Genomic DNA, 21,663 nt, shown 5'->3' on the forward strand with positions numbered 1-21,663 from the left:
TCCGCCCTTTCTTGGCTGAACCGAGGGGTCGGATACGAGGGGGCGGGACGAGGTGACTGACGGGTCGATGGGATGGAGCGAGCCGATGTCCGGCCTGCGCCTCCTCGTGCGTTCGCGGACGCCGATACGCCATATTCAGGTCTACGGTCAGCGATGCAGCGGCACGCACGCGATCGTGCGCACGCTGCAGGCCAATCTGGGCGCAGATGCGGTGACGCAGGATTACGGCTTCAAGCACTGGTTCGTGCCCGAGCAGGTTCTGTTTCGCGACGACGTCCTCGTGCTGGTGATCGCCCGCAGCGCGTTCGACTGGCTGCGCAGCCTGCACCGCCAGCCCTGGCACGCCCATGACGACATCAAGCGCCTACCCTTCTCGCAGTTCATCCGCTCGCCCTGGCACGCCTATTGGGACGACGAGTTCTGGGGCGTCGATGCCCTTCATCCCTCGCGCGGACGCGAGATGATGCACGAGCGCGACCCGGCGACGGGCCTGCGCTTCGCTGATCCCATCGCCAAGCGGACGGCGAAGCTGCGTCACTGGTCGGACCTGCACCAACGCGCCCACAACGTCGCGCTTCTGTCGCTGGAGACCCTGCAGGCTCAGCCGCGACGCGTGATCGAAAGCCTTGCCGACGCCACCGGGTTGGCCGCCGCCGCGGAGTTCGAGGCGCTCTGGTCCTACAAGGGCAACGGCAACCGCGTCTTCGAGCCGACGCGCTACGAGCCCCTGACCGAAGAGGACGCCGACTGGATCGCCGGGCGGCTGGACCCGGAGATCGAGGCCCGGTTCTCCCTCCCCGTCCGTGTCGGCGAAATGGCCTGACGCGGGTGAGATTGACGCGCAACTTCGGTCGGTTCGCGGTCGGCGCCGTCACGGCGGGCTTCGCCCTGCTCGTGCTGGTGGGGCTGGCGATCGGCTGGCTGGTGCTGAAGACGCAGGAGAACACCGCGCTCGTCGCGCACTCCCTGGAGGTCGAACTGTCGCTCGCGCAGTTCCGGACGATGGCCGAGCGCGTCGAGACCTCCCGGCGCGGCTTTCTGCTCGATCCCGACGAAAACTTCGCCCGCGTCTTCGAGGAGACGGCATCGCAGATCCCGGCGGCTCTCGACCGGCTCCACACGCTGGTCGCCGACAATTCCGACCAGACGGACCGCTTCGAGCAACTGGAGGCCACCAGCCGACAGCATCTGGCGATTCTTCGCCAGTCGATCGAGACCCGGCGCACTTTGCCGCCCGGACAGGCCGCCCCCTTCGCCTTCGACCGCACGACGCAGCTGATCGCGGGCATCCGCGAGATCGGAGACGAGATCTCGGGGGAGGAACGGCAGCTTCTGGCGGCGCGCACGCAGCGGCTGAACCGGGCGGTGGCGACCTCCTATCTCGTCATCGGCGTCGGCGCCCTCGTGCTGGCCTTCGTCGCGGGAGGCACGATCTGGGCGACGCGGCGCGTCATGCGGGCGCTGAAATCGTCGAGCGAGCGCCTCGCGGTGCTGAACGGCGATCTCGAAGGCGCGGTCGAGGCCCGCACTGCCGAGTTGCAGCGCGCCAACGACGAGATCCAGCGCTTCGCCTACATCGTCAGCCACGACCTGCGCTCGCCGCTCGTCAACGTCATGGGATTCACGAGCGAGCTCGAAAGCGTCACGGCGACGCTCCGGCGCCTCGTCGACCGCGCTGAGGCGGAGGCCCCCGCGATCCTCGACGAGGAGACGCGGCTCGCCGTGCGCGAGGACCTGCCCGAGGCGACCGGCTTCATCCGCTCGTCGACGCAGAAGATGGACCGGCTGATCAATGCGATCCTCCGCCTGTCGCGCGAGGGACGCCGGGTTCTCGCGCCCGAGCGGCTCGACATGAACGCCGTGATCGCCGGCATCACCGAGAGCTTGCAGCACCGGCTGAGCGAGACCGGCGCACGGGTGGAGGTCGAGCGCCTTCCCGCGATCTCCAGCGACCGGGTGGCGGTGGAGCAGATCTTCTCCAACCTCGTCGAGAACGCCCTCAAATACGGGAAGGCGGGCCAGACGAGCGTGGTGAAGATCCGCGGGCGGCGCCTCGGCAATCGCGCCGTGTTCGAGGTGGAGGACAACGGTCGCGGCATCGACCCCAAGGATCACGACCGGGTGTTCGACCTCTTCCGGCGCTCCGGCGCGCAGGACCAGCCGGGCGAAGGCATCGGCCTCGCGCATGTGCGGGCACTCGTCTATCGGCTCGGCGGCGTCATCTCCTGCGACTCGGCGCTTGACGCGGGTGCGACATTCCGCGTTTCCATGCTCGCGGATCTCGCCATCGCCGAAGGAGCGCACGCATCGTGACGAAGAACAGCGTGACCATCGTGATGGTCGAGGACGACGAGGGCCACGCGCGCCTCATCGAGAAGAACATCCGGCGCGCCGGGGTCAACAACGAGATCCGCCATTTCACCGACGGAACCTCGGCGCTGCGCTATCTTCTCGAAGCACCGGAAGGCCCTTCGCACAACGGCCCGGCGCTCGTGCTGCTCGATCTCAACCTGCCGGACATGAGCGGCACCGACATCCTGACGCGGATGAAGGACTCCACCGGTCCGCTCCGGCGCACGCCCGTGGTGGTGTTGACCACCACCGACGACAAGATCGAGATCCAACGGTGCTACGATCTCGGCGCCAACGTCTACATCACCAAGCCGGTAAACTACGAGAGCTTTGCCCAGGCGATCCGCCAGCTCGGCCTCTTCCTGTCGGTGATCCAGCTTCCCGATCCCCTCGGCGACGGACACTGAACCGATTGCCCCGCATCCTCTACATCGACGACGACGACGGCCTGCGGCTCCTCATCCGGCGCGCGATGCGTCGGCGCGACTTCGACATGGAGACGGCGGCGAGCGCGGAAGAGGGCATCGCCCGGCTCACGGCCGAGCCGTTCGACCTCGTGGCGGTCGATCACTACATGCCGGGCAAGGACGGACTGGAGACGATGGCGCTGATCGCCGCCTTCGCCAACCCGCCGCCGATCGTCTACGTCACCGGATCGGAGGAGAGCCGCGTCGCGGTGGCCGCGCTGAAGGCGGGCGCCGCAGACTACGTGGTGAAGACCATCGGCGAGGACTTCTTCGATCTCCTCGCCTCCAGCTTTCGCCAGGTTCTCGAACGCGCGCATCTGGTGCGCGACAAGGCCCGCGCCGAGGCCGATCTGCGACTGAGCAACGAGCGTCTCGCCGCGCTCCTCAAGGAGGCCAACCACCGGGTCGCCAACTCCTTGCAGATCGTCTCCGCCCTCGTTCGCATGCAGGCCTCGTCGGCGACGGGCGAAGAGGCGCGCGCGGCGCTGCGTGACACGCAGCAGCGGATCACCGCCATCGCGCAGGTCCACAAGCGGCTCTATTCGTCGGGCGAGATCGATACGGTCGATCTGCCCGACTACCTCTCGACGCTTCTCAGCGAGGTGGAGACCACCTGGATCGCGCCGGGCGCGCCCGGTCGCCTGCGGTTCGAGATCGCGCCGATCCGCCTGGCCACCGACAAGGCGGTGTCGGTGGGCGTCATCGTCACCGAGCTCGTGTCGAACGCGTTCAAATATGCCTATCGCGAAGACGAGCCCGGCGAGATCCGGGTCAGCCTCCTGGCGGACGGCGAGCAGACCTTCGTGCTGCAGGTCGAAGACGACGGTTGCGGCTACACGGCGGGCGAAGGCCCCAAGGGCACGGGAACGGGCTCCAAGCTGGTGCGGATCATGGCGCAGAGTCTGGGATCGGACATCGCCATCGAGCACGGCGAACGCGGCGTTCGCGCACGTCTGCACGCGGCGATCTGACGAGCGGTTCCGCGATCCGCGTCGGGCGCGGTATCGGGGGCGGCGCTCGGGCTCACAAGGCGCGGCAAAGCCCGGAAAAGGTCGGGGGCAAGCGAGCGCAAACCGACCGGCATGGGTCAGGGGGGACCGCGGAGCACGGCGAGGACCGAGGCGTCCGAAGACCATGCCTCCCTGCTGCAGCCCCTCCCCATGACGAGCGCTTCACGAGATATCACCCAAGCGCCAGAGCATCACGAAGGCTCGCGGGTGCATCGCGATAGTCGTTTCGCGCATCCTGCAAAAGTATATCGCCTGCGATACTCGGAAAGGGCGAGATTTGTCTCGCGCCCCATCGAATTTCCTTTAAGATCGTGTCATAACGCCGGCTCGTGTTTTTGAACGATCACCGGCATCGTTCGCGGAGGCGTATGATGGTCAACGACGGCAAGTTCCAGCTCGACGAGCAACTCTGCTTCGCGGTCTACTCGACTGCACACGCCTTCAACCGGCTCTACAAGCCGCGACTGGACACGCTCGGCATCACCTATCCGCAATATCTGGTGATGCTGATCCTATGGCGGTCCGAGCCGCAGACGGTCGGGAGCCTCGGCGAAAAGATGTTGCTGGACTCTTCGACGCTCACGCCGTTGCTCAAGCGGCTGGAAGCCGCCGGACTGGTGTCTCGCACGCGATCGACGCGCGACGAACGCGTCGTCGACATCACGCTGACGGATGCGGGCCAGGCGATGCGCGAAAAGGCGCGAACCATTCCGGCCGAGATCGAAGCGGCGACGGGAGAGTCCCATGCCGAGGCGACGAGGTTGCGCCAGGCGATCCTGCGGGTCCGTGATTCGCTGAACGGATCGACCCTGGCCTGAACCTCGCGGCGTCCGCACGACCGGACAAGTCTCAATCATAGGGAGCCGGCCGAGCCGGCGGCGTCCACGACGAGAGGCTTTCGCGCCCGCCGAAGACCTCGCAACAGCGGACCGTCGCCGCCGATGCACCGCAGCCTTCGCATCGGAAGGCGATCGACCCGACGTCGGCGCCCGGCCTCACCCATCCCCGAAGCGAGCGTGCGGCGATCAGCACCTCGCGCGCGCAGCGCCCGCAGACGATTCGCATCGCCAGATTGCGGCCCACGGCCTCGTCGAAATCTCGGATCGGTTGCGCCATGGCGGAGACCCTGCCCGTCGCCCATTCGGAACGCAACGGGAACATGCGTGCGCGGCGATCCATCCGGCGCTGCAACCCGGCGCTTCTCGCGAGCGCGCCGCCTCCCGTTCCGGTAGAGCGATGCACGTGAAATCGATTCCGCATCGCGGAGCGATGATGTAGGAGCAGGCCGGATCGGCGAACCGGCTCGAAACCCGTCGGACGGGCACCCGGATCGTCGCGAGCACACGCGGATGGGATCAGCGGACATGACCGACGTTTCGAACGCCACGTTGAAGGAATTGGGCGAGCGGGTCGCCGTGCCCGCCTACGATCGCTCGGGGCTGCGCTCGGGGCTGGTCCATATCGGCGTCGGCAACTTCCACCGCGCCCATCAATGCGTCTATCTCGACGATCTCTTCGCCACGGGAACCGGCCATGAATGGGGCGTCACCGGCCTCAGCGTGCGCTCCGAGGACAAGGCGCTGCGCGACGACCTGACGGCGCAGGACGGCCTCTACACGGTGACCGAGGTCGACGAGGGCGTGTCGCGCACCCGCGTCGTCGGCTCGATCCTGCGCTTCGTCGAGCCCGGCGACCGCGCCGGAATGCTCGCCGCGCTGACCGCGCCCGAGACCCGCATCGTGTCGCTGACGATCACCGAGGGCGGCTACTACATGAACGGCGACACGCCCGATCTGTCGCATCCCGATCTCGCCGCCGACGCGGCCGATCTGTCGGCGCCGAAGACCGTGTTCGGCCTCGTGCTCGCCGCCATCCGCGCGCGGCGCGACGCCGGCATCGCGTCGTTCACGGTGCTCTCCTGCGACAACCTTCCGCATAACGGCGTGCTGACGCGCCGGCTCGTCGAGGGTCTGGCGGAGCGGGTGGACGCCGATCTCGCCGCCTTCGTCGGCCGCGAGATCGCCTTCCCCAACTCGATGGTCGACCGCATCACGCCCGCCACCCATCCGAGCCAGATCGATGCGCTCGCGCGCGACCATGCGATTTCGGACCGGCGCCCGGTCTTCTGCGAGCCGTTCCGGCAATGGGTGATCGAGGACCGCTTCTCGTCCGGTCGCCCGGCGCTGGAGACGGTCGGCGTCACCTTCGTCGAGGACGTGACGCCCTACGAGCTGATGAAGCTGCGCATCCTCAACGCCGGCCACGCGACGATCGCCTACCCGGCCGCCCTCGTCGGCCTGACCTACGCGCACGAGGCGATGCGAGACCCGCTGATCCTGCGCTTCTTCGAGCGTGTGGAGACCGGCTACCTGCTGCCCGCCTCGCCGGAGATCGAAGGGGTGAGCCGCGAGGACTATCTGGCCACCGTCGCCCACCGCTTCGCCAACCCGGCGATCGGCGACACGATCCGGCGCCTGGCGCTGGACGGCTCGAACCGCCAGCCGAAATTCGTGCTGCCGGCGGTGCGCGAGCTGCGCGCGCGCGGCGACGACGTTTCGGGTCTGGCGCTCGTCGGCGCGCTCTGGTGCCGCTACTGCGAGGGAACGATGGAGGACGGCACCGTGGTGGAGCCGAACGATCCGAACTGGGACCAGCTCCAGAGCGCCGCGAAGGCCGCCCGCAGCGAGCCGCGACGCTTTCTCGAGCAGCGCGTGATCTTCGGCGATCTCGTCGACGACGCCGTCTATGCCGGCCTCTTCTCCGACCACCTCGCCTCGCTCTGGAGCCGGGGCGTGCGCCCGACGCTCACCGCGTTCCTCGAGGCGCCCCAAGGCTGAGGCCGAGGCTGGTCAGCCGGTCGCGGCATTCGCGGCCGGCCAGCGGCCTTCGAGGGCGGCGATCGGCTCGGGTCGGCCGATGAGATAGCCTTGCGCGAACCGGCAGCCCAGGCGACGCAACGTCGCGAGCTGCGCCTCGGTCTCGACGCCCTCCGCGATGCAGTCGAGCGACAGGTTCTGCGAGAGATCGAGGACCGTCGCCACGATGCTGCGCCCGGAGCGTGCGTCGATGTCGGCCATGAAGGACCGGTCGATCTTGATCTTGTCCAGCGCCAGCCGGTGGACGTAGCCGAGGCTCGAATAGCCGGTGCCGAAATCGTCGAGCGCGATGCGCATGCCGAGCGCGCGCAGAACCTCGATCGAGCGCTGCGCCAGATCGAAGTCGCGCATCAGCGCGGTCTCGGTCAGTTCCAGCGTGATGCGGCCCGGCTCGATGCCGCTGTTGCGCACCGCCGACATGATCGCCAGCACCGTCTCGGGCGAGGTGAGATCGTGGGACGAGAGATTGAACGAGAGGCCGATATCGGCGGGAAGCCGCCGGATGTCGGCGAGCGCCTTGCGCAGCAGCAGCAGCGTCAGGCGGTGGATCAGGCCGCACCGCTCGGCGGCGGCGATGAACCGGTCGGGCGGGATGCGGCCGAGCAGCGGGTTGGTCCAGCGGGCCAGAGCTTCCAACATGACGATGCGGTCGGTCTGGAGATCGCAGATCGGCTGAAAGTGGACCTCCATCTCGCGTTCGAGATCGGAAATCTGCAGGGCGGTCTCCACGGAGCGCTCGGAGCGGATCGCGTCCTCGTGGTCCTGCGAGAACAGCGTCACCGCGCCGCGGGCCTTTTCCTTGGAATGGTAGAGCGCATAGTCGGCGCGGTCGAAGAGCGCCGCGGCGGTGCGTCCGGCCGCCGGATAGAAAGCGACGCCGGCCGAGCAGCCGGGCGCCACCACCGTCTCACCGCAGTCGATGGGCGCGGCCAGCGCCTCGCACAGGCTGCGGCAGAGCTGCGCCACCGCCTCGCTCGACGTCGCATCCAGGATCAGCAGGCCGAACTCGTCGCCCCCCAGCCGCACGGCTAAAACGCCCTCGCCGACGAAGGCGGCGAGGCGGCGGCCGGTTTCGACGAGCACCCGATCGCCGACGAGATGGCCATGGGTGTCGTTGATCGGCTTGAACCGGTCGAGGTCGAGGATCGCGAGGGCGAAGGGCTCGCCGGTCTCGCCGCGCGCCTCGAGCGTTTCCTCGAGCGACTGGAAGAAGAAGCGTCGATTGGGCAGCAGCGTCAGGCTGTCGGTGAAGGCGAGATGGCGGTTCTCCTCCATCAGGCGCTGCGTCTCGTCCTGCTTGTCGGCGAGGGCCGAGCGCGACTCGATGAGCTGGACGAAGCCCTGGAAATTGTTCTCGACCACGCGCACCATCACGATCATGACGAAGGTGATGTTGAAGGCGATGGCGATGAGCACGGGTTCGCCGGAGGAGATGTAGTAGACGAGGAGCGGACCGCTGACCGCGAGCACCACCCAGCGGGCCGCCGAGGGCAGATGCATCAGGCAGAAGATGCAGCCGACGACCGTGACGGCGATGAAGTTGGCGACATGCGCCTTCTCGTAGGGGCCGCCATACTGGCCGAGAGCCAGCGCCCAGGCGAGGAACACGACGCTGATTCCGACGCCGAGGCGCGTGGTGCGGCGAAGCTGGGTGCGGGACTGCGCCGGCGTGAACTGCTCCGGGCGCACGGCGGACCATTGCAAGCCGCGGATCAGGCAGACGACCGACAGAACCATCACCGCTCCCGGGCCGAGCCAGAAGGGCACGGACGACAGATGCGTGAAGACGATCGCCGCCGCGTTGATGACGAGGAGCGAGTACAGGAGCGGGATCTGCTTGCGCAGCTCGATCACCTGGCACGACACGAGGCGATCGCTGGCCGCATCCGATTTCGTGGCGATGGCGCGTCCGGTCAGCTTCGTCCAAAAGGTCATGATTGCTCCCGTCAGGTGTCCGACGACAGGTGCAGAATAAAATGACACACGTTAAAAAGCTGGCTCTGCCGACGTGGACGCTAAAGAAAACCTACGGTCCGAATTGGTCGCAGGCGGATTTCGCGCCGCGAAACTGGTCAACCCGCATCGGGCGTTTACATAGGGTTCGTCGTCCCCTTCAAACGCTTGCATGCCGAGCGCCGCTGCCATTGGAAATTTGCCGGCCGCCATGTCTCTTCTTCATATCAGCTACGTCAGCCGGATCGGCTCCGACATGCATCTGGCCGAGCTGATGGGCGAGATGGAGCGGTTCCGCACGCGCAACCTCGCTCTCGGCGTCACCGGGTGCATCGCCTTCGAGGGCCACCGCGTGATGCAGATCCTCGAGGGGCCGGATGCGGCCGTCATGGCGCTGTTCGACAAGATCAAGGCCGACCCGCGCCACGAGGATCTGGAGGAACTCGAACACAAGACGGTGGAGCGGATGAGCTTCCGATACTGGGGCATGGTGCGACGCCCGCTCGCCGACGTGGTGTTCCTGACACAGCTGACCTGAGGTCGATCGCCTAGGGTCGCAGGCTGTCGCCGCCTGCAACGGCGCGGCGCAGAGCGCGGACGGCCTCCATTTCGGTTTCGGTCTGGCTGGGCAAGGCAAAGCCGAAGCGCAGCAGCGCTAAGTCGGGCGGCACCGGCAGCGGACGCGCGCAGGAGGCGTGGATCTCGCGAAGACCTCGATCGAGAAGCTTCGCGACCGTTTCGGCTCGCACGCCGCTTCCCGCCATGATGGCGATGCGCCCGCCGGCCTGGTTCACGAGTTCGCCGAGCGCCGCCGCGCCCTCGGGTGCCGTGATCGCGCCGCCCGACGTCAGGATCCGCTCGAAGCCAAGCGCTACGGCGGTTTCGAGCGCCGCCGCCCGGTCGGGCACGAGATCGAAGGCGCGGTGGAGCGTCGTGCCGAGCCCCCGCGCCTCCGCGAGGAGGAGGTCGAGCAGGGTTTGATCGAGCGTCAGATCGTCTCGCGAGGCGCCGAGGACGACGCCAGCGAGGCCGACGGCGCGCACCGCGCGGATCTCCGCTCGCATCGCCTCCACCTCGTCCGCGCTCCAGCGGAACGACCCCGCCCGCGGGCGGATCATCGCGTAGACGGGAACCGGCGCACGGGCGGCGAGATGCATCAGCCCCGGCGTCGGCGTCAGGCCGCCGAGCGCCAGCGCCGAGCAGAGTTCGATGCGGTCGGCGCCGCCCTCGATCGCCGCGGCGAGGCCCGCCGGCGTGTCGACGCAGATCTCCAGGGTCACCATCCGCCGTCCTCCCGTTCGCGGGCCTGCCATCGCATGGCCGCCCTCGCCGTTCCAGCGCGATCGCAGGGCGAGGTGCGAGCGGACAGGTGATTTTCGCGAGCGTCCGCATTATGAGCGTCGCGAGGCGGCCTTTCCGGCCCTGTCGGAGGAATCCATGGATTTCGAGCTTTCGGATTTCTCTCGGCAGGCGCGCGAGGCCGGCGCCGCCGTGCTGGCCGCCGACATCGGCGGCTCCTTCATCAAGTTCGCGGCGGCCGACCGGACGGGCCGGCCGCTCGCGCTCCTGCACCGGCCGAACCCCGCACACGACTGGGCCGCCTTCACGGCGACGATGGCGGCGCTGGCGGAGGCCGCCGACCCCGGCGGCACCCTGCCGCTGGCGCTGTCGGTCGCCGGCACGATCGATCCCGAAAGCGGCATCTCCATCGCCGCCAACATCGGCTGCATCAACGGGCGACCGGTGGCGCGCGAACTCGGGCCGGCCCTCGCCCGCCCGGTGCTCGCCGCCAACGATGCCGACTGCTTCGCGCTGGCCGAAGCCCTGCAGGGCGCCGGCGCCGGCCATCGCACGGTATTTGGCATCATTCTCGGCACCGGCGTCGGCGGCGGACTGGTGATCGACGGTCGCATCCTGGAGGGAGCGGGGGGCGTCTCCGGCGAGTGGGGCCACGGGCCGGTGGTGGGCGAGCGCATCGTCGGTGGCATCGCCGTTCCCGTGCTTCGCTGCGGCTGCGGGCAGATCGGCTGCCTCGACACGGTGGGCGGCGCGCGCGGGCTGGAGCGGCTCGACAGCGTGCTGAACGGCACCATGCGCGACAGCCGCGCCCTCCTCGCGGCCTGGCTCGCGGGCGAGGCGCAGGCGCGCGCCGCGGTGGAGCTCTATCTCGATCTTCTCGCCGGCCCGCTGGCGATGGTGCTCAACCTCACCGGCGCCTCGCTCGTGCCGGTGGGCGGGGGCCTGTCGAACGTCGCGCCGCTGGTGGACGCGCTCGACCGCGCGGTGCGGGCGCGCATCCTGCGCCGGACCGCCGATCCCGTGGTGCGCCCGGCGATCCTCGGCGCGGATGCCGGTCTGATCGGCGCAGCGTTGCTGGCGCTCGGGTCCGCGGCAAGCGGCTAACCCGCGGGCGCCCGTGAACGCGGCTCACGCCCCGCCGGCGGCAGCGCGGGCCAGCACGTCGGCCGCCTCGTTGGCGGGGTCGCCCGCATGGCCCTTCGTCCACACCCATTCGAGATCGCGGCCGGTCGCCAGCGCGTCGAGTTCGCGCCAGAGATCGCGATTGGCGACGCGCCGCCCGCGCCCGTTCTTCCAGCCCCGCGCCCGCCAGGGGCCGACCCATTGCGTGATGCCGGTGACGAGATAGCGGCTGTCGCTGACGATCGTCGCGGGCAGCGCCGGAAACCCGGCGAGCGCGGCGATCGCGCCGGCCAACTCCATCCGGTTGTTGGTGCTCGGGCTCTCCCGGCCCGTCATCACCACGCGATCGACGACATGCCCCTGCGCATCGAGCCGGTCGATCAGCGCCGCCCAGCCGCCCGGCCCCGCAGGACCGAAGCAGGAGCCGTCGACGTGAATGACGAGGCGCACCACCGGAGCGGAGCGGAAGACGAGAGGTCCGGCGGGATCGGTCGGTGACGACATGCCCGCTTCTCGCCTGCATCCAGCGTCCCGTCCAACACTCTTGCAGTGCATAACAAACGGGCATGCTCAAGGATTGACGGTCTAAAGCCAACCTGCAAGATGTCAGACCAATTCAGAGGGTCGAATCGCACGCATGGACGGATTGGAAAGGCTCCCGCCAGTGGACCGGATGCGCGACGTTCTCGCGGCACTCGGCGCCTTCGTCGGCGGCTCCGACCTCAAGCCCGGCGACCGCCTGCCGGCCGAGCGCGAGATGATGCAGGCGCTGGCCGTCGGCCGCTCCACCATCCGCGAGGCGATCCGCCAGCTTCAGGCGCTCGGCATGGTGGAGACGCGCAAGGGCAGCGGCTCCTACCTGCTGCGGCCGATCTCGGCCTCCACCGTGCACATGCCGCTGTCCTTCGACACCGGCATCCTTCGCGACGCCCTCTTGCAAACGCTGGACGTACGGCGCGGCTTGGAGGTCGAGGCCAGCATGCTCGCAGCCCGCCGCGCCGGGCCGGACGACATCGCGCTGATGGAGCGGCGGCTTGACCACATGGAGGCCGTGCACCACGCCGAGGGCACGGCGGGCGAGGCCGACCTCGCCTTCCACCTCTCGATCTACGCGGCCACCGGCAATCCGCTCTTCGGCCAGCTTCTTGAGCAGATGCGCGGCGCCTTCGAGCGCTTCTTCGCCAAGCCCTTCGACCGGCCGGACTTCGCGGCCCGGTCTTTCCCCTTTCACCGCGAGCTCTTCGACGCCATCGCCGACGGCGACGCCGAGACGGCCCGCGCCAAGACGCTCTCGATCCTCGCCATCGTCGAGGAAGACATCAAGGACATGTCGCAATGACGGACGCCCTCACCGCGGCCGAACGCCGATCGCTCGCCCTCGCCCATGACGAGCACAACCCCTACGAGGCGGTGGTGCCGCCGATCGTGCAGACCTCGCTCTTCACCTTCGGCTCCTACGCCGAGATGGAGGAGACCTACAAGGGGCTGAAGACCCGCCCGACCTATACGCGCGGCCTCAACCCCACCGTCCGCATCTTCGAGGACAAGCTCGCCGCGCTGGAGGGCGCCGAGGACGCGATGGGGTTCGCCAGCGGCATGGCGGCGATCTCCTCCACCGTTCTCGCCTTCGTGGAGCCCGGCGACCGCATCGTGGCGGTGCGCCACGTCTACCCGGACGCCTACCGCCTGTTCGAGACGCTGCTGCGGCGCATGCGGATCGAGGTCGAGTATGTCGACGGCCACGACGAGGACGCCGTAGCGAAGGCCCTGCCCGGCGCCAAGCTCTTCTACATGGAGAGCCCGACGAGCTGGGTGATGGACGCCCACGACGTCGGCGCGCTGGCCGCGCTCGCCAAGGCCCACGGCGTTCTCACCATCATCGACAATTCCTGGGCGACGCCGGTCTTCCAGAACCCGATCGCGCTCGGCGTCGATCTCGTGGTGCATTCGGCCTCCAAGTATCTCGGCGGCCATTCCGACGTGGTGGCCGGCGTCGTGGCGGGCTCGAAGGCCCATATCCGGGAGATCCGCGCGCAGACCTATCCCTATCTCGGGGGCAAGCTCTCGCCCTTCGACGCCTGGCTGCTGGTGCGCGGCCTTCGCACTCTGCCGCTACGCATGAAAGCGCACGAGGCGGACGCGCTCGACGTCGCGCATTGGCTGAAGGCCCATGACGCCGTGGAGTCGGTGCAGCATCCCGGCCTGCTCAACGCGCTTCCCGCCGGTCTCACCGGCACCTCCGGCCTCTTCTCCTTCACCTTCAAGGACGGGATCGACGTACCGCGCTTCGCCGACATGCTGCAGCTGTTCCAGCTCGGCGTCTCCTGGGGCGGCCATGAAAGCCTCTGCGTGCCCGGCCAGGTCGTGCTGTCGCAGAACCAGGGACCGAATTCCGGCCATGCCTTCGGCATCCACCCGCGCTCCGTGCGCCTCCATGTCGGCCTGGAGGGCGCCAACGCGCTGAAGGCCGATCTCCAGACCGCCATCCAAGCGGCGCTCGCCTGAAACTTCCAACCCCGACATGAGGTCGACCGGCATGATGAAATCCCTGATCACCGCATCGCTCGCCACCTTGCTCCTTTCCGGCACGGCGATGGCGGCCACCACGCTGAAGCTGACCGAGGTCATCACCTCGCCGGCGCGCACCGAGACGCTGAAGGAGATCGTGGCGAAGTTCGAGGCCGCCAATCCCGGCGTCACCGTGGAGATCACCTCGCTGCCCTGGGGCGAGGCGTTCGAGAAGTTCGCGACGATGGTCTCGGCCGGCGAGACGCCGGACGTGATGGAGATGCCCGACACCTGGGTGGCGCTCTACGCAAAGAACGGCGCGCTGGAGAGCCTGGAGCCCTATCTCGCCAAGTGGCAGGGCGCTTCCGATCTCAACGACCGCGCGCTCGAATTCGGCCGCCAGGTCGACGGCAAGACCGCCTACATGCTGCCCTACGGCTTCTACATGGGCGCCATGTTCTACAACAAGAAGCTGTTCGAGGAGGCTGGCGTCGCCGGGCCGCCCGCCACGATCGACGAGTTCCTCGAGGCCTCGAAGAAGGTCTCGGCGCTGCCGGGCAAGTACGGCTACTGCCTGCGCGGCGCGCGCGGCGGCCTGAACGACTGGACCGTCTTCGCCAACGCGGTGTCCGGCGACAACACGTTCTTCAAGGACGACGGCACCTCGACCTTCGCCGATCCCGACAAGGTGGCCGGCCTCAAGTTCTTCATCGACTACTACAAGCAGGGCCTCGCGCCGAAGGACTCGATCTCCTGGGGCTTCAACGAGACGGTGGCGGGCTTCTATTCGGGCACCTGCGCCATGCTCAACCAGGACCCGGACGCGCTCATCGCCATCGACGAGCGCATGAAGCCCGAGGATTACGGCGTGGTGCCGCTGCCCAAGGGCTCGTCCGGCAAGGCCTATCCGGTGATCGGCTATGCCGGCTGGTCGATGTTCGCGGCCTCCGAGAACAAGGACCTCTCCTGGAAGCTGATCGAGGCGCTGGAGGGCACCGAGGGCAACGTCGCCTGGAACAAGCGCACCGGCGCGCTGCCGGCGCTCAAATCCGCCGAGAAGGACCCCTTCTACGCCACCGACAAGTTCAAAGGCTGGTTCGACGAGTTGAAGGACGCCAACACCGTCCCGACCCCGTTGCCGAGCTATCTCGAGGAGTTCGCCTTCTTCAAGGACAGCCTCGTACCGACCTCCTCGCAGCGCGCGCTCCTCGGCGAGATCACGCCCGAGGAAATGGGCAAGGAATGGGCCGACTACCTGACGGCCGCGCAGCAGAAGTTCCTCGCCGCGCAGTGAGCCCTCCCGCGATGCGGCGGGTCGCCCTGCCGCATCGCTTTTCTCCCGCACCGCCGGGCCTCTCGACGGGACAGACGCCGTGACCCTCACCGCCGCCCCCCAATCGCTGCCGATGCGCGACCGGCGCACGCCGCTGCAGCGCCTCGCCCGCAACGCCGAGCCCTATCTCTATTCGGCGCCCGCGCTGATCCTCATCCTCGCGGTCATGCTGGTGCCGCTGGCGATCGGCGTCTCCTACGCCTTCCGCGACATGCGCCTCCTCAATCCGTTCAGCGGCGGCTTCGTCGGCCTCAAGCACTTTCAGGCGCTGGCGGCCGACCGCAACTTCGCCGTCGCGCTCAAGAACACCGTGTTCTGGACGGCCTCCTCGGTCTTCCTGCAGTTCACGCTGGGGCTGATCCTCGCGCTGCTCCTCAACCGCCCCTTCGCCGGGCGCGGCATCGCGCAGGCGCTGGTCTTCCTGCCCTGGGCGGTGCCGACCTTCCTCTCCGGCCTCAACTGGGCCTGGATGTTCAACCCGGTGGTCGGGCCGATCCCGCACTGGCTCTTCGCGCTCGGGCTGATGAGTGCCCCGACCAACATCCTCGCCGATCCCGACACCGCCATGTGGGGCCCGATCGTCGCCAACGTCTGGTGGGGCATTCCCTTCTTCGCCATCACCATGCTGGCCGCGCTGCAATCCATCCCGAAAGATCTCTACGAGGCCGCCTCGATCGACGGCGCCAACGGCGTGCAGCAGTTCTGGTCGATCACCCTGCCGTTCCTCGCGCCGACCATGGCGATCACGGTGCTCTTGCGCACCGTGTGGGTGGCCAATTTCGCCGATCTCATCGTGGTGATGACCGGCGGCGGCCCGGCCGACCGCACGCAGATCGTGGCGAGCTACATCTTCACCACCGCCTTTCGAAAGCTCGACTTCGGCTACGCCTCGGCGATTTCGCTCGTGCTCCTGGCGCTGCTTCTCGTCTACTCACTCGCGCTCGTCAGCCTGCGCCAGATGCTCCTGCGGAAGGACTGACCGCCATGCGCACCCGCCGCCTCGCCGGAGCGATCGCCCACCGCGCCGCGATCCTCGCCTTCATCGTCTTCGCGCTGTTTCCGCTGTTCTGGCTGCTCAAGGTGTCGCTGACGCCGAACGACCTGATGTATTCCGAGGGGGTGCGGATGTGGCCCTCGCGGATCAGCTTCGAGCATTTCGCCTTCGTGCTGAAGGCCTCGAACTTCCCGCTCTTCTTCCAGAACAGCGTGATCGTCTCGCTCTCCACCGCCGCCATCGTCACGGTGATCGCGGCTTTCGGCGGCTACGCGTTCTCGCGCTTCCAGTTTCGCGGCAAGCTCTGGATCGTTGGCCTGCTCCTCGTCACCCAGATGTTCCCGCTGGTGATGCTCATCGCCCCGATCTTCAAGATGCTGGCGCCGCTCGGGCTCACCAACTCGCTCACCGGCCTCGTCGTCGTCTACACCGCCTTCAACGTGCCCTTCGCGATCTTCCTCATGCAGTCCTTCTTCGACGGCATCCCGCGCGATCTCGAAGAGGCCGCGATGATCGACGGCGCCAGCCGCTTCACCGCCTTCCGGCAGATCATCGTGCCGCTGACGCTGCCCGGTATGGCCGCGACGCTCGGCTTCGTCTTCACCGCCGCCTGGAGCGAGCTTCTCTTCGCGCTGATGCTGATCTCCAAGGTCGACGCCTCGACCTTTCCGGTCGGGCTCCTTTCCTTCGTGTCGAAGTTCGGCGTCGATTTCGGGCAGATGATGGCCGCCGGCATCCTCGCGCTCATTCCCGCCGTCCTGTTCTTCCTCCTCATCCAGCGCTTCCTCGTGCAGGGCCTCACGGCCGGCGCGGTGAAGGGCTGAGGGACCTCCCGTCATGGCCACCATCGACATCCGCGCCGTCCAGAAGAGCTACGGCCCGATCTCCGTCCTGAAATCGGTGGACCTGCAGATTCGCTCCGGCGAGTTCGTGGTGCTGGTCGGCCCCTCCGGCTGCGGCAAGTCCACGCTGCTGCGCATGATCGCCGGGCTGGAGGACGTCACCGACGGCGAGATCGCCATCGCGGGGGTGCGCGTCAACGAGATGGCGCCGAAGGACCGCAACCTCGCCATGGTGTTCCAGTCCTACGCGCTCTATCCGCACATGAGCGTCGGCGCCAACATGAGCTATGCGCTGAAGCTGCGGAAGACCGCCAAGGACAAGATCGTCGGCGCCGTCTCGGGCGCCGCCGCGACGCTCGGCCTCACCGCGCTGATCGAGCGCCGGCCGAAAGCGCTCTCCGGCGGCCAGCGCCAGCGCGTCGCCATGGGGCGCGCCATCGTGCGCGACCCGCAGGCCTTCCTCTTCGACGAGCCGCTCTCCAATCTCGACGCGCGCCTGCGCGAGCAGATGCGCGCCGAGATCAAGAAGCTGCACGCCCGCCTCGGCGCGACCTCGATCTACGTGACGCACGACCAGATCGAGGCGATGACACTGGCCGACCGGATCGTGGCGATGGAGGGTGGCGAGATCCGCCAGATCGGCACGCCGCTCGACCTCTACGAGCGCCCGGCCAACCGCTTCGTCGCCGGCTTCATCGGCTCGCCCGCGATGAACTTCTTCACCGGGCGCATCCACCGCGTCGGCGACGACGCCTGGCTGGATCTCGGCGAGAAACGTCGCATCCCGCTGCCCGGCGGCGCGCGTAGCGCGAGCGACGCCGAGCTCACCATCGGCATCCGGCCCGAACACGTCGTCATCGGCGAGGCCGCGCGCGGCTCGGGCGTCGAGTGCCCGGTGGAACTGGTCGAGCCCACCGGCGTCGGCACCATCGTCCATGCCGATCTCGGCGGCGTCTCGATGAAGGTCTTCGTCGCGGGCCTCAGCCCGTTGCGAGCCGGCGAGACGGTGCCGCTGATGCTGCCCGCCGACCGGCTGCACCTGTTCGAGCCCGGCACCGGTGCCCGCCTGAACTGACGGACGCCGTGTGACGAAACGTCGCGCCGACGCGACGATCGGCACGAAGGCAGCGGCTTCGGTGCCCAGCTAAACAACGAGCAGTGGCACGGCGGTGGCCGAGACCGGCAAAGTCCGGAGATGGTCCCGATGTCGGGCAAGAGCCCGCACGAGGTCGAGATTGCGCATGCCAGACGAAGCGGCTTCCCGTTCCCGCCCGCGGTCGATCGTCGTGGTCGGCGATCTCGTGGAGGGCTGGCCGCCACATGATCTCTCCCCGAACGACCTGACCGCGCGCGCCGCGGCGGACATCGCCGCCGACGCGGCCGCCACCGAGAACGACGCCTGGAGCCGCGAGGACGTCGCGGTGGTCGGCGGCTATCTCGAACGTCTTCCGCTCGCCTGCGTGCGCGCTGGGCTCGTGGATCGCGCCGAGATCTGGCACCATGCCCGCTCGGACGACGTGCCGGCGCCGCGCCGCGAGGCGCCCTGGCTGACGCGCCGCGTCTTCCGGCTGGACGAGGACCGCGCGCCCTTCCCCTCCGCCCACATGCTCGCCCATGTCGAACGCTTCGGCGCGCCGGAGATCCTCGTGGTGCTCGGCCTCGGAGTGGACGAGCGCCTGCTCAAGGCCTGCAAGGGCAGCGTGCGCATCTACAATTCGATCGACGCGCCGTCCTTGCGGGTGCCACCCGAGGTCAGCCGCCATTTCGATCTCGTGCTGACCGGCGCCGAATGGCAGTCCGAGGAGGTGCGCGCCCTTCATCCCGGCATGCCCTGCGCGGTCATGCCGATCGGGCCGGAATTCGCCGATCCCGAGACGTTCCGCCCGCTTGGGCACCCGAAACGCTACGACGTCGTCTATGTCGCGGCGGCCCAGCCCTACAAGCGCCACGACCTTCTCTTCGACGCGTTGGCGAACGCGCCGCGCCGGCTGAGTGCGCTCTGCGTCTGCGGCTATGGCGAGATGGGCGAGGCGCTGCGGCGCGAGGCCGGCGAGCGCGGGCTCGACGTCACCTTCGTCGGACCGCCCGGCGTTCCCTTCGCCGAGGTCAACGCGCTGATGAACGAGGCCCGCATCGGCATAGTCTGCGGCGTCGACGACGGGGCCCCGGCGATCCTCACCGAATACATGCTCGCCGGCTTGCCGGTGCTCGCGAACGAGCGGCTCGCCTGCGGTCTCCAATACATCCAGCCCGAAACGGGCCGCGCCGCGCCGGCGACGCGCTTCGGCGAAGTGCTGGTGGAGATGCTGGACGAGCCCGGCGCCACCGATCCGCGGCAAGCGGTGCTCGACCGCTGGGCGTGGCCGCACACGGTGGGGCGTCTTGCCGCAGCAATCGAACCCCTGCGCGCCGTTGTTGCGTCGCGGAACCGAACGTAAGACGCGCAGTTGATCCGAGATCACGAGGGGTTCCCATTGCCGTCACCGATGCCCGAAGCCCCGACCCGTCGGGCGGCCACCGCCGGTGATGGCGGATTGCCGACGCCGAACCCGATCATCTGCTTCTCGCATCTGCGCTGGGACTTCGTCACGCAGCGGCCGCAGCACCTCATGCGGCGCTTCGCGAGGGAGCGGACGGTGTTCGTGTTCGAGGAGTTCATCCCCTGCGACCACCCTCTCCCCTATCTCGAATACCACCCCTTCCCCGCCGACGGCGTGATCGCGCTGCGCCCCCGCCTACCGCACTGGTGGGGCGTCGAGGAACGTGAGACCGCGCTGCGCGGGCTGCTCGACATGCTGGTGGAGACGGGTTGCCGCAGCCAGCCGGTGCTCTGGTTCTACACGCCGATGATGTTCGCCTTCGCCGACGGCGTCGAGGCGGCAGCCGTGGTCTACGACTGCATGGACGAGCTAACGGGCTTCCGCTTCGCCGATCCGCGCCTCGTCGAGTGCGAGACGGCGCTCCTGGCGCGGGCCGACGCCGTGTTCACCGGCGGCTGGAGCCTCTACGAGGCCAAGCGCCACCGCCATTCCAACATCCACGCCTTCCCCTCCGCCGTCGACGCCGACCACTTCGGCCGGGCGCGCGACCGCGATCTGCCGGCCCCGGCCGATCAGGCAGGACTTTCCGGGCCGATCCTGGGCTTTTACGGCGTCATCGACGAGCGGCTCGACCTGGCGCTCATCCGCGAGGTCGCGGCGCTGCGGCCGGACTGGACGATCGTGATGCTCGGGCCGGTGGCCAAGCTCGACCCCGCCGAGCTTCCGCGCGCGCCCAACCTGCACTGGCTCGGCAACAAGCGTTACGACGAGCTGCCCGCCTATCTCGCAGGCTGGAACGTCGCGCTGATGCCCTTCGCCATCAACGAGGCGACGCGCTTCATCAGCCCCACCAAGACGCCGGAATATCTGGCGGCCGGGCGGCCCGTGGTCTCCACCGGCATCGCCGACGTCATCCGCCACTACGGAGACCTCGAAGGCTGCGCGATCGCGAGCGACGCCGCCGGCTTCGTCGCGGCCTGCGAGGCGGCGCTGGCGCTGTCGCCCGATGGCGCATGGCGCGACGCCGCCGACCGGACCCTCGCGGAGATCTCGTGGGACCGCACGCAGGCGCGCATGGCGGCGATCGTCGGCGACGCCGTCACCGCCGCGAAGATCACCAGGGCCCATGCGGCGAACGACGCGACGCGCGTGCCGACCCGCGTGCCTGCGCGGCGCGAGCGGTTCGACACGCTCGTCGTCGGCGCCGGGTTCGCAGGCGCGGTGCTGGCCGAGCGGCTGGCGGCCGATGCCGGCCAGCGCGTGCTGGTGGTCGATCGGCGCGACCACATCGCCGGCAACGCCTACGACCATCACGACGCCGCAGGCGTCCTCGTCCATCGCTACGGTCCGCACATCTTCCACACCAACAGCCAGATGGTGGTGGACTATCTCTCGCGCTTCACGGCGTGGCGGCCCTACGAGCATCGGGTGCTGGCGCGTGTCGGCGACCAGCTGTTGCCGGTCCCCATCAACCGCACCACGCTCAACGAGCTCTACGGGCTCGGCCTCTCGACCGACGCGGAAGCCGAGGCATTTCTCGCGGCGCGCGCCGAGCCCGTCGCGGAGATCCGCACCTCCGAGGACGTGGTGGTGTCGAGCGTCGGGCGCGAACTCTACGAGACCTTCTTCCGCGGCTACACGCGCAAGCAATGGGGGCTCGACCCCTCAGAGCTCGACCGCTCGGTCACCGCGCGCGTGCCGACGCGCACCGACACCGACGACCGCTACTTCCTCGATCGCTTCCAGGCGATGCCGGCGGGCGGCTACACCGCTATGTTCGCGCGCATGCTCGACCACCCCAACATCACCGTGCGCACCGGGGTCGACTATCGCGACGTGCGCGAGCGCGTGGAGGTCGGGCACACCGTCTTCACCGGGCCGGTGGACGAGTTCTTCGACCACCGCTTCGGCAAGCTGCCCTATCGCTGCCTCGACTTCCGGCACGAGACGCACGAGCGCGAGACCTTCCAGCCGGTGGCGGTGGTGAACTATCCCGGCGAGGACGTCGCCTTCACCCGCATCACCGAATACAAGCACCTCACCGGCCAGAGCCACCCGAAGACCAGCGTCTCCTACGAATTCCCGAGCGACCAGGGCGATCCCTACTATCCCGTGCCGCGCGACGAGAACCAGGCGCTCTACCGGCGCTACGAGGCGCTGGCCAGGGCGACGCCGGACGTGAGCTTCGTCGGCCGCCTCGCGACCTACCGCTACTACAACATGGACCAGGTGGTGGCGCAGGCGCTCGCGACCTACCGGCGGATGTGCGAGCGCGCGCCGATGGCCGGCGCGGTTCCCGTGTCGTCCTCGGTGCCGGCAGGGCCGTCCACTTGAGATCAGCGGGCGGCGAGGCGCCGCGCGTGCGCC

20 protein-coding genes are annotated in these 21,663 nt (G+C 68.7%); 16 read left to right on the forward strand and 4 right to left on the reverse strand.

Features of this window, described 5'->3' with window-relative positions:
* The first annotated feature begins 85 nt into the window (after nt 1-85).
* From GGR04_RS16020 to GGR04_RS16040, 5 genes are all read left to right on the forward strand, one after another.
* Nucleotides 86-823 (forward strand): hypothetical protein, encoded by a 738-nt coding sequence (locus GGR04_RS16020; protein WP_183200923.1) that lies wholly within the window; start codon nt 86-88, stop codon nt 821-823.
* 5 nt (nt 824-828) lie between these two features.
* Nucleotides 829-2,313 carry a sensor histidine kinase gene (locus tag GGR04_RS16025; protein ID WP_210291827.1) on the forward strand — a complete coding sequence of 495 codons (1,485 nt, stop codon included), beginning with the start codon at nt 829-831 and terminating at the stop codon, nt 2,311-2,313.
* Between the two features lie 23 nt (nt 2,314-2,336).
* Nucleotides 2,337-2,759, forward strand: a complete 423-nt coding sequence (locus tag GGR04_RS16030; protein ID WP_183200957.1) for a response regulator — start codon at nt 2,337-2,339, stop codon at nt 2,757-2,759.
* A gap of 5 nt (nt 2,760-2,764) precedes the next feature.
* Complete coding sequence (locus tag GGR04_RS16035) at nt 2,765-3,790, forward strand: sensor histidine kinase (RefSeq protein ID WP_183200924.1); 1,026 nt, start codon at nt 2,765-2,767, stop codon at nt 3,788-3,790.
* 407 nt (nt 3,791-4,197) lie between these two features.
* Entirely contained in the window at nt 4,198-4,647 is a 450-nt protein-coding gene (locus GGR04_RS16040; protein ID WP_210291828.1) for a MarR family winged helix-turn-helix transcriptional regulator, read from the forward strand.
* A gap of 31 nt (nt 4,648-4,678) precedes the next feature.
* On the opposite strand, the gene GGR04_RS23725 is transcribed toward GGR04_RS16040, so the two are convergent.
* Nucleotides 4,679-4,945 (reverse strand): hypothetical protein, encoded by a 267-nt coding sequence (locus GGR04_RS23725; protein ID WP_210291829.1) that lies wholly within the window; start codon nt 4,943-4,945, stop codon nt 4,679-4,681.
* 248 nt (nt 4,946-5,193) lie between these two features.
* On the opposite strand from GGR04_RS23725, the gene GGR04_RS16045 reads away from it, so the two are divergent.
* Nucleotides 5,194-6,666 carry a mannitol dehydrogenase family protein gene (locus GGR04_RS16045; protein ID WP_183200926.1) on the forward strand — a complete coding sequence of 491 codons (1,473 nt, stop codon included), beginning with the start codon at nt 5,194-5,196 and terminating at the stop codon, nt 6,664-6,666.
* Between the two features lie 12 nt (nt 6,667-6,678).
* On the opposite strand, the gene GGR04_RS16050 is transcribed toward GGR04_RS16045, so the two are convergent.
* A complete protein-coding gene (locus GGR04_RS16050; protein WP_183200927.1) occupies nt 6,679-8,640 on the reverse strand; it encodes a putative bifunctional diguanylate cyclase/phosphodiesterase in 1,962 nt (653 codons plus the stop codon).
* 229 nt (nt 8,641-8,869) lie between these two features.
* Between GGR04_RS16050 and GGR04_RS16055 the strand changes: the two genes are divergently transcribed.
* The gene (locus tag GGR04_RS16055) at nt 8,870-9,196 is read left to right on the forward strand and encodes a BLUF domain-containing protein (protein ID WP_183200928.1); all 327 of its coding nucleotides are present in this window, start codon (nt 8,870-8,872) and stop codon (nt 9,194-9,196) included.
* Nucleotides 9,197-9,206: 10 nt separating this feature from the next.
* Here the strand turns inward: GGR04_RS16055 and GGR04_RS16060 are convergent, their stop codons facing one another.
* Nucleotides 9,207-9,941: a copper homeostasis protein CutC gene (locus tag GGR04_RS16060; RefSeq protein ID WP_183200929.1), complete on the reverse strand. Its 735-nt coding sequence runs from the start codon at nt 9,939-9,941 to the stop codon at nt 9,207-9,209.
* A gap of 154 nt (nt 9,942-10,095) precedes the next feature.
* On the opposite strand from GGR04_RS16060, the gene GGR04_RS16065 reads away from it, so the two are divergent.
* The gene (locus tag GGR04_RS16065) at nt 10,096-11,061 is read left to right on the forward strand and encodes an ROK family protein (protein WP_183200930.1); all 966 of its coding nucleotides are present in this window, start codon (nt 10,096-10,098) and stop codon (nt 11,059-11,061) included.
* A 24-nt stretch (nt 11,062-11,085) separates the two neighbouring features.
* Here the strand turns inward: GGR04_RS16065 and GGR04_RS16070 are convergent, their stop codons facing one another.
* Complete coding sequence (locus GGR04_RS16070; protein WP_183200931.1) at nt 11,086-11,583, reverse strand: ribonuclease H family protein; 498 nt, start codon at nt 11,581-11,583, stop codon at nt 11,086-11,088.
* A 169-nt stretch (nt 11,584-11,752) separates the two neighbouring features.
* Here GGR04_RS16070 and GGR04_RS16075 point away from each other — a divergent pair, with 169 nt between their 5' ends.
* The 8 genes from GGR04_RS16075 to glf all read left to right on the forward strand — a co-directional run bounded on the left by GGR04_RS16075 (nt 11,753) and on the right by glf (nt 21,630).
* Nucleotides 11,753-12,418: a FadR/GntR family transcriptional regulator gene (locus GGR04_RS16075; RefSeq protein ID WP_376769868.1), complete on the forward strand. Its 666-nt coding sequence runs from the start codon at nt 11,753-11,755 to the stop codon at nt 12,416-12,418.
* Nucleotides 12,415-13,584: a PLP-dependent transferase gene (locus GGR04_RS16080; protein ID WP_183200933.1), complete on the forward strand. Its 1,170-nt coding sequence runs from the start codon at nt 12,415-12,417 to the stop codon at nt 13,582-13,584. The genes GGR04_RS16075 and GGR04_RS16080 overlap by 4 nt, the downstream gene beginning before the upstream one ends.
* A gap of 34 nt (nt 13,585-13,618) precedes the next feature.
* Nucleotides 13,619-14,881: an ABC transporter substrate-binding protein gene (locus tag GGR04_RS16085; protein ID WP_183200958.1), complete on the forward strand. Its 1,263-nt coding sequence runs from the start codon at nt 13,619-13,621 to the stop codon at nt 14,879-14,881.
* Nucleotides 14,882-14,993: 112 nt separating this feature from the next.
* Nucleotides 14,994-15,899, forward strand: a complete 906-nt coding sequence (locus tag GGR04_RS16090; protein ID WP_183200959.1) for a carbohydrate ABC transporter permease — start codon at nt 14,994-14,996, stop codon at nt 15,897-15,899.
* A gap of 5 nt (nt 15,900-15,904) precedes the next feature.
* Nucleotides 15,905-16,738, forward strand: a complete 834-nt coding sequence (locus GGR04_RS16095; protein ID WP_183200934.1) for a carbohydrate ABC transporter permease — start codon at nt 15,905-15,907, stop codon at nt 16,736-16,738.
* A gap of 13 nt (nt 16,739-16,751) precedes the next feature.
* A complete protein-coding gene (locus GGR04_RS16100; protein ID WP_183200935.1) occupies nt 16,752-17,831 on the forward strand; it encodes an ABC transporter ATP-binding protein in 1,080 nt (359 codons plus the stop codon).
* A 166-nt stretch (nt 17,832-17,997) separates the two neighbouring features.
* Entirely contained in the window at nt 17,998-19,194 is a 1,197-nt protein-coding gene (locus GGR04_RS16105; protein WP_183200936.1) for a glycosyltransferase family 4 protein, read from the forward strand.
* Nucleotides 19,195-19,365: 171 nt separating this feature from the next.
* Nucleotides 19,366-21,630 (forward strand): UDP-galactopyranose mutase, encoded by a 2,265-nt coding sequence (gene glf, locus GGR04_RS16110; protein WP_183200960.1) that lies wholly within the window; start codon nt 19,366-19,368, stop codon nt 21,628-21,630.
* Nucleotides 21,631-21,663: the final 33 nt, after the last annotated feature.

Source organism: Aureimonas pseudogalii (assembly GCF_014196835.1).
GTDB lineage: Bacteria > Pseudomonadota > Alphaproteobacteria > Rhizobiales > Rhizobiaceae > Aureimonas > Aureimonas pseudogalii.

Coding starts and splice junctions, on each gene's coding strand:
- GGR04_RS16020 (WP_183200923.1), top strand. CDS start 86: ATGTCCGGCCTGCGCCTCCTCGTGCGTTCGCGGACGCCGATACGCCAT.
- GGR04_RS16030 (WP_183200957.1), top strand. CDS start 2,337: ATGGTCGAGGACGACGAGGGCCACGCGCGCCTCATCGAGAAGAACATC.
- GGR04_RS16040 (WP_210291828.1), top strand. CDS start 4,198: ATGATGGTCAACGACGGCAAGTTCCAGCTCGACGAGCAACTCTGCTTC.
- GGR04_RS23725 (WP_210291829.1), bottom strand. CDS start 4,945: ATGGCGCAACCGATCCGAGATTTCGACGAGGCCGTGGGCCGCAATCTG.
- GGR04_RS16045 (WP_183200926.1), top strand. CDS start 5,194: ATGACCGACGTTTCGAACGCCACGTTGAAGGAATTGGGCGAGCGGGTC.
- GGR04_RS16050 (WP_183200927.1), bottom strand. CDS start 8,640: ATGACCTTTTGGACGAAGCTGACCGGACGCGCCATCGCCACGAAATCG.
- GGR04_RS16055 (WP_183200928.1), top strand. CDS start 8,870: ATGTCTCTTCTTCATATCAGCTACGTCAGCCGGATCGGCTCCGACATG.
- GGR04_RS16060 (WP_183200929.1), bottom strand. CDS start 9,941: ATGGTGACCCTGGAGATCTGCGTCGACACGCCGGCGGGCCTCGCCGCG.
- GGR04_RS16065 (WP_183200930.1), top strand. CDS start 10,096: ATGGATTTCGAGCTTTCGGATTTCTCTCGGCAGGCGCGCGAGGCCGGC.
- GGR04_RS16070 (WP_183200931.1), bottom strand. CDS start 11,583: ATGTCGTCACCGACCGATCCCGCCGGACCTCTCGTCTTCCGCTCCGCT.
- GGR04_RS16075 (WP_376769868.1), top strand. CDS start 11,753: ATGCGCGACGTTCTCGCGGCACTCGGCGCCTTCGTCGGCGGCTCCGAC.
- GGR04_RS16080 (WP_183200933.1), top strand. CDS start 12,415: ATGACGGACGCCCTCACCGCGGCCGAACGCCGATCGCTCGCCCTCGCC.
- GGR04_RS16085 (WP_183200958.1), top strand. CDS start 13,619: ATGAAATCCCTGATCACCGCATCGCTCGCCACCTTGCTCCTTTCCGGC.
- GGR04_RS16090 (WP_183200959.1), top strand. CDS start 14,994: ATGCGCGACCGGCGCACGCCGCTGCAGCGCCTCGCCCGCAACGCCGAG.
- GGR04_RS16095 (WP_183200934.1), top strand. CDS start 15,905: ATGCGCACCCGCCGCCTCGCCGGAGCGATCGCCCACCGCGCCGCGATC.
- GGR04_RS16100 (WP_183200935.1), top strand. CDS start 16,752: ATGGCCACCATCGACATCCGCGCCGTCCAGAAGAGCTACGGCCCGATC.
- GGR04_RS16105 (WP_183200936.1), top strand. CDS start 17,998: ATGCCAGACGAAGCGGCTTCCCGTTCCCGCCCGCGGTCGATCGTCGTG.
- glf (WP_183200960.1), top strand. CDS start 19,366: ATGCGGCGCTTCGCGAGGGAGCGGACGGTGTTCGTGTTCGAGGAGTTC.